At 33.5% G+C, this 7,076-nt stretch carries 7 protein-coding genes and 1 pseudogene; 6 read left to right on the forward strand and 2 right to left on the reverse strand.

What is annotated here, in order from left to right; genetic code table 11:
- The 5 genes from ACH6CY_RS11595 (at window position 1) to ACH6CY_RS11615 (ending at window position 4,687) form a co-directional block, all read left to right on the forward strand.
- The gene (locus ACH6CY_RS11595; protein ID WP_374067495.1) at window positions 1-1,317 is read left to right on the forward strand and encodes an O-antigen ligase family protein; all 1,317 of its coding nucleotides are present in this window, start codon (window positions 1-3) and stop codon (window positions 1,315-1,317) included.
- Between the two features lies 1 nt (window position 1,318).
- Window positions 1,319-2,416 carry a glycosyltransferase gene (locus ACH6CY_RS11600; protein ID WP_374067496.1) on the forward strand — a complete coding sequence of 366 codons (1,098 nt, stop codon included), beginning with the start codon at window positions 1,319-1,321 and terminating at the stop codon, window positions 2,414-2,416.
- A 12-nt stretch (window positions 2,417-2,428) separates the two neighbouring features.
- Window positions 2,429-2,899: a PssD/Cps14F family polysaccharide biosynthesis glycosyltransferase gene (gene pssD / locus ACH6CY_RS11605; protein WP_374067497.1), complete on the forward strand. Its 471-nt coding sequence runs from the start codon at window positions 2,429-2,431 to the stop codon at window positions 2,897-2,899.
- On the forward strand, window positions 2,896-3,381 hold the full coding sequence (gene pssE / locus ACH6CY_RS11610) for a PssE/Cps14G family polysaccharide biosynthesis glycosyltransferase (RefSeq protein WP_374067498.1): 486 nt from the start codon (window positions 2,896-2,898) through the stop codon (window positions 3,379-3,381). The genes pssD and pssE overlap by 4 nt, the downstream gene beginning before the upstream one ends.
- A 268-nt stretch (window positions 3,382-3,649) precedes the next feature.
- On the forward strand, window positions 3,650-4,687 hold the full coding sequence (locus ACH6CY_RS11615; RefSeq protein ID WP_374067499.1) for a glycosyltransferase family 4 protein: 1,038 nt from the start codon (window positions 3,650-3,652) through the stop codon (window positions 4,685-4,687).
- A 43-nt stretch (window positions 4,688-4,730) separates the two neighbouring features.
- Here the strand turns inward: ACH6CY_RS11615 and ACH6CY_RS11620 are convergent, their stop codons facing one another.
- Both ACH6CY_RS11620 and tagD read right to left on the reverse strand, forming a co-directional pair.
- Window positions 4,731-5,912, reverse strand: coding sequence for a CDP-glycerol glycerophosphotransferase family protein (locus tag ACH6CY_RS11620; protein ID WP_374067500.1), 1,182 nt, complete (start codon window positions 5,910-5,912; stop codon window positions 4,731-4,733).
- Window positions 5,905-6,303 carry a glycerol-3-phosphate cytidylyltransferase gene (gene tagD, locus ACH6CY_RS11625; RefSeq protein WP_374067501.1) on the reverse strand — a complete coding sequence of 133 codons (399 nt, stop codon included), beginning with the start codon at window positions 6,301-6,303 and terminating at the stop codon, window positions 5,905-5,907. Before tagD ends, ACH6CY_RS11620 begins: the two co-directional genes overlap by 8 nt.
- Window positions 6,304-6,628: 325 nt before the next feature.
- Between tagD and ACH6CY_RS11630 the strand changes: the two are divergent.
- Window positions 6,629-7,076: pseudogene (locus ACH6CY_RS11630) on the forward strand (hypothetical protein); the annotation flags it as partial.

Below are 7,076 nucleotides of genomic sequence, written 5' to 3' on the forward strand. Positions count from 1 at the left end.
ATGAGGCAATTAAAATCTAATACCATGCAACGAATCGAATCTATATTCCTTATTTTTATATTCATTCAACCAATACTTGATCTATTTGCTTTTCTAGGTTTGCCGATTTCAGAAGTCATTCGAGTGTTAGCTATCTTTATAGGAATGATTTATCTGTTGTTTAATCAAAATAAAAAAATCCAACAGCTCGCATTTTTTTATCATATCATTCTGATCCTTTATTTTTCAATCCACCTGCTTGTTAGCTATTTGTTTAAAGAACCGTTTTCGCTAGTAGTGGAGTTAACACATATCACTAAAACTATTTTCTTTATTGAATTATTAATCGTTTATGTTTGTGTGATTTTTTCAATCAGTCGTAAAAACAATTGGCAAAACATCCTGTTAAGAAAAGTCACGATTAGTATGGCAATAATTGCGGTTGTTATGGTGCTCGCAGAATTAACTAATACAGGAAAGCGTTCTTACGACATGTTGCTAAAAGCTGGCCATTCGGGATGGTTTTTCTCCGGGAATGAATTAAGTGCAATTTTAGCAATGGGTTTTGGATTCATCCTACTATATTTTTTTAGACAAAAAAACACACGTGTCAAGATGATTTTATTTGGTCTGTTAGGTATTCTTTGTTGGGCAATGATGACGATTGGAACAAAAGTAAGTTTTGGTGGATTGATTCTGTTTTTAATTCTAGCGGTCATCATTGGAATATCAGAATTCTTTTTTAGAAAAAAAACGATGTTACATATATTAATCCCGAGCATTCTTTTCGCAGCTACACTAATATGGTTACCATTTTCATCAATTGGTCAAAATCTACATATTACGTTAGGACCATCATTCTCGCCATCAACCGACACAGAAAATCAATTATTAGAGGAAGATGCAGAAGGATTCAACCATATTTTAAGTGGCCGAAGTGATTTTTTAAAACAAACAATGCAACAATATCAAGATGCATCACCCTCACAAAAACTTTTCGGCATGGGCTATGGGGGAAATTATCAAACCGAACCAAAACTGATTGAAATGGATCTATTAGATTGGCTATTTGGTTTTGGTGTAATTGGCTTTATCCTTTTAATTGCACCAATTTGTATGATTGCAGTAAGACTATTCAAGCACATATTTCTTGTAAAACCAATTAAATTGAACTGGGAAGTGATTATGATTGGTATGAGCATTTGTATTGGTTTTGGTGCTGCGCTAGTGGCAGGGCATGTCCTTTCCTCTCCGGCAGTTAGTATTTATCTGGCTATTGCAATTGGATATGTATATGCATTGACACATCCAACAGTAAAAAACAGAACGGAGGGCTAATATGCAACAAACGAATAAGTACATACTAGTCATTACCACCATGTATCCGTCAAAACAGCACACTTCATTTGGTGTTTTTGTTAAAAATCAAGTAGAACAACTTAGAAAGCAGGGGTATTGTGTAGATGTTCTCGCAATAAAAGAACCAAAAAGGGGGAAGACTATGGTTATAAAAAAATATAGTATTTGGCTGATGAAAGCTCTCTTATTGTTTTTGAAAAAAGGAAGCGAATACAATATTGTCCATGCACATTATGTATTTCCTAGTGGTTGGATTGGTTTATGGTTTAAACGTTTGTTTAAAGCCAAGTTAATCGTTACCGCACATGGTGGTGATATTGACAAAATGGTACGCTTACATCCATGGATTTATAGGCAAACGAAACGTATTTTGGAACAAGCTGATGAAATTATTGTTGTTGGAGAGGGTTTGAAACAAGTCATTTTAAACGAATTTAAGATTTTCAGAGAGAAAATACACGTCATTAATATGGGGGTAAATCGAAATGTATTTCGACCAATTCCTAAACAAGAAGCCAAAACGACTTTACAGTTAGAGCAAGCACAAAAAATTATTTTATACGTTGGTAATTTTCTTAAAGCAAAGGGATTAATTGAACTGGTGCAGGCTTATGCTCTGTTAAAAAAGACTAATCCCAATCTAGTGTTACACCTAATAGGTTCAAAAAAAGATCCTGTTTTTTATCAGAAATTATTTCAATCAATTGAACAACAGAAGCTTGAGCATGTGAGCTTTCATTCTGCTAAGCCACAAAAAGAAGTTGCAACATGGATGGCTGCGGCTGATGTATGTGTTCTGCCATCACACATGGAAGGATTTGGACTAGTTGCATTAGAAGCAATGGCGTGTCATACACCGGTAATTGGTACAAGTGTAGGAGGGCTACGTGTCTTATTAGAAGGAGGGGCTGGACTATCTGTTCCACCGAAGCAAGTTAATATACTTGCTCAAGGGATAAAGGAGGTATTGTCTAACGAAACGTTACAAAAAAAAATGATCCACTACGGGGAAATAAAAGCAAAACAAAACGATCAGGAGAAGTTGATTGATTCACTAATTACAATTTACAGCAGATAGGAGCAACTTACGATGAAGCAAAAGAAATTACTGCTTATTTCCTCAATAGGTGGACATTTAACCCAATTGTTACAATTAGAATCTATCTTTGAAAATTATCGATATCACATCGTTACGGAAAAATCATCAATTACTAAAGAACTTAAAAATAAATATTCCGTTTCGTTGTTATTGTATGGTGCAAGAAATTATCCATTTCGATATATGTTTAAATTCTCATACAATACAATCAAGTCATTGTGTATTTTTTTAAAGCACAGACCAGATATCATTATTACTACAGGAGCACATACGGCCGTTCCTATGTGCTACATTGCAAAACTGTTCAGAAAGAAAGTTGTTTTTATCGAAAGTTTTGCTAAATCAACTAGTCCAACTCTATCTGGACGATTAGTTTATCCAATTTCTGATTTGTTTATCGTACAATGGGAATCAATGAAAGAAATTTATCCAAAAGCAATTTACGGGGGGTCTATTTATTGATACTGGTTGTATTAGGTACCCATGAGCTCCCTTTTACTCGCTTACTAAAAGAGATAGATGACTTAATCACAAAAGATAGGATTAAAGACCAAGTAATTGCACAAATCGGACATACGAAATATCAAAGTAATCAGATAGAGATGTACCAATTCCTTACCTATGAACAAATGGATCAGCTTTATGAACAGGCTGATTTAATTATTACCCATGCTGGAACAGGATCAGTTATTACTGGACTAAAGAAAGGCAAAGTAATTATTGCTGTTCCACGATTAAAGAAGTATCGTGAACACAATGATGACCATCAACTGCAATTAATCGATGCATTTGAAAACCAAGGTCACTTGCTAGCTTGCCGTGATACGAACCAGCTATCTCATGTGTTAGAGCAAAGCAAACAGTTTCAACCAAAAACATTTCAATCAGGTAAGACAAGATTATTATCGATTCTTAACCAATTTATTCAACAAGATCATAAGTGAATAAACATGAACTAACGCTCTCATACTAATCGTAAATCTTGTATATTTCTTTATCATTAGATACGGGGATAATCACATAACTAGTTGATAAAATAAAATACATGATTTTTTTAGGGGATTATGTTATAGTGATAAGAGTTCTATGCAAATTTAAATGAGATGTGAAACTTTTTAACAAAACATCCGTTTATTATTAATGTAAATCTAATTTTTAAACAGACTGTACTTGGAATGAAAAAGACATGTCAGGGTGATCGGGAGGGAAAGTATGAAATATATTGCATTGCTTCTATGTTTTATTGTAGCAATTATCTTAACACCCTTTGTAAAAAAAATAGCCATTCGTATTGGCGCTGTCGATCAACCTAATCAGCGAAAAATACACGCTAAAACGATGCCGAGACTAGGTGGTTTAGCGATATTTATTAGTTTTATGATTGGTTTTATTATCTTTAATCCGGATAGCCCTTATTTTTGGCCAATATTCATTGGGGCCATTTTAGTAACAGCCACTGGTATTTTAGATGATATATACGATCTATCAGCAAAAGTTAAGTTTTTAGTTCAACTTTTAGCCGCAACCATTGTTGTATTAGGTGGTGCGCAGATAACGTTTATCAATTTACCATTTGGAGAAACATTACATTTTGGTTATTTAAGCGTTCCGATCACAATTTTTTGGATTGTTGGCGTAACGAATGCAATTAACTTAATTGATGGCTTAGATGGGTTAGCAGCAGGTGTATCATCTATTGCACTAATCACGATCTCTGGTTTAGCAATCTCGCTGGGAGATGGATTCGTTGCATTTGTAGGATTTATGCTGCTTGGAAGTACATTAGGCTTTTTAGTGTATAATTTTCACCCAGCAAAAATATTTATGGGAGATACAGGAGCGCTATTTTTGGGGTATATGATTGGTGTTTTATCTATTCTAGGATTTAAGAATGCCACATTGTTCTCTTTAATTGTTCCAATCACTATTTTAGGTGTTCCACTATTGGACACGTTCTTTGCAATTGTTAGGCGTGTGGTGCATAAGAAACCATTTTTCTCACCAGACAAGCTACATTTGCATCATTGTTTATTAAACTTAGGCTTCGGTCACAAACAAACAGTAATTTTAATTTACTCAATGAGTGCACTATTTAGTTTAGCTGCAATCATTTTCACGAAATCAACAATGTGGGGCACTACTATTATGTTACTTGCACTAACCATTTTAGTTGAAGTGTTGGTTGAAATTACTGGTTTAATTAGCAAAAATTATCGTCCGTTGTTAAAATTATTAGAACGAAGAAAATAAAAAAACTTTTCCAACATGTTATTGGTTGGAAAAGTTTTTTTCGTTATATGCTTCCTGCCACGTCTGCTTGGACTTCATCATACAGAAAGTGAACAATAGTTGCACTAGCATTACCGCGTGAATAGGCATTCCATTTTTTTGCGTAATTTCTTATTAGATTGAAATCAAATTGGTTTCTTTGAATCAATGAAACGATTTCATCAGTCGTGTGAGCGACAGGACCAGGGAGATTTGTTTGGTAATCCTCCCAAAAGCCTTGCTTTACTGTATAAGAATCTAAATCATAAGTGAAAAAAATCATTGGTTTTTCTAGTAATGAAAACTCAAACGGGATGGACGAATAGTCTGTAATTAATATATCTGTTATAACTAATAAATGATTAATATTTTCATAGTCCGAAACATCAATAACAAAATCAGGGTAGTAGTTTTCGAATTTCCCTTGAATTGCAGGGTGGAGACGTAGCAACAATACATGGCTGTCTCCTAATGTCTTATACATCTTTTCAATATCTAGGTGCAAGCTTACTTGATGCAATTCTCCTTGTCGAAACGTTGGTGCATACAAGATTACCTTTTTCTTTTGTAGCATTGGTAGATTAGCCTTTAACTGTCCTTCAACCTCTTTTATCTGATATTTATCAAAGAAGAAATCAGTACGAGGGATACCGGTTCTTAGTATCCGATCCTCTGACAAATCAAAACTTTTACGAAAAATCCTACTCATTTTCTCAGACCCGACAACTACATAAGAAAACCGATCATAGACTTTTTGAAATCGTCTATTGGCTCTATCTGATCGTGCAGCATTCGACGGGTCCATTAATCCAAATTGTTTAATAGCACCAGCAGCATGCCAAAGCTGTACACAACTGACATTTGGTTTGAAAGATGTAACAGACAAAAATCCAAAGTAATTATCAATAAAAATCACTTTGGATGTGGCCAGGTGATAAATAGAACGAATATAATCTATCACTTGAAATACATGAAATTGTAAAATTTGCACATTGCTAATATCAGAAAAATCTGTACGACAATGTGAATCTTTTAAAACAACTACTTTCTGATCGGTTTGTTGACTCACTTTACTAGCAACATGATAGATATTATCACCAAATGAACTAACTAAGACTGTTTTTTCTTGTTGTGGAAAAAGTTTAAAGAAAGAAAACATGATCCTGAATAGGAACAGGTAAAGACTTATTGCAACTTCTCTAAGCATTATTTACCTTTTTCATATCATTTTTAATTTTTGTAGTGGAGATACCAACTGTTCTTGGTAAATAAATGACTTCACAATAATCCTTCAAGAAGTCAAACTTGCCTTTCCAGTCATCTCCCATTACAAAGGCATCAATATTATACTTCTTTACATCATCAATCTTTTGTTCCCACTCATGTTCAGGTATGACTTTATCCACATATCTAATTGCTTCCAAAATCATTTTACGATTTTCATAGCTGTGATAAGCTTTTTTACCTTTAATAGCATTAAATTCATCAGACGAAATAGCAACTGTTAAATGGTCTCCTAATTCTTTTGCACGGCGTAAAATATTTATATGGCCATTGTGAAGCAAGTCAAATGTACCGTATGTGATTACTTTTTTCATTGTGTATTTTCCTCCTATAAGTCGGTAGTGTCTTCAAAATTATAAAGACTTTTAATATATCAATGATTTTAACATAAATCATGCATACACATACCTAATATGAATTATATTTGTAAATCAAATATTTTTCAAGAAATTCTTTATGTAACTACTGTGAAAATATTCTTTTTTTAATAAAAAATTGTAGAATATTGCTGAATAGAGTATGACTTCTATGTTATTATAAAAGCAATGTAACTTGCAGCTTATTGCGACGAGTTATGTTAAATAATGAATAAGAAAGGAGGTCAATAAAATTAAAAGGTTTTTTGGCTTGTTTATTGTTTTGTTTTTTATTTATCCCACAATCCAAGTGTCCAATGCTTCTGAATTATCAAACGAGTCATGTACCCAAATTAATATTGGAGAAACAGTTTTTGCTGAAAAAATTGAATGTAACTGGGGAAGTAATGGTCCACAAAATCTGAAAGATAATTTTGAAATTTTATTTGACCAATCTCAAGTACTAAAGGGCGATTATTTCCTTCAAACAATGGCTGACACTGGTTTGAAAGTTGAAGTAGATGGAATCGAACAAATTGATCGATGGAATTATCAATCTACTGGCCACAGTTTAGACAACATTGATAGATTGCTTCTTTTAAATAGAAACAATCAAGTTAATATTAAAATGAATTATCGTGAAGTTGGTGGAGCAGCAGGAATTTACTCTCACGTTGTGCCGATGGGTAACTGGCTTACTTACCGTTACGATAATAGTGGTCTGAAAGGTA

It is taken from the genome of Paraliobacillus sp. JSM ZJ581, assembly GCF_044383835.1.
Taxonomy (GTDB): Bacteria; Bacillota; Bacilli; order Bacillales; family Amphibacillaceae; genus Paraliobacillus.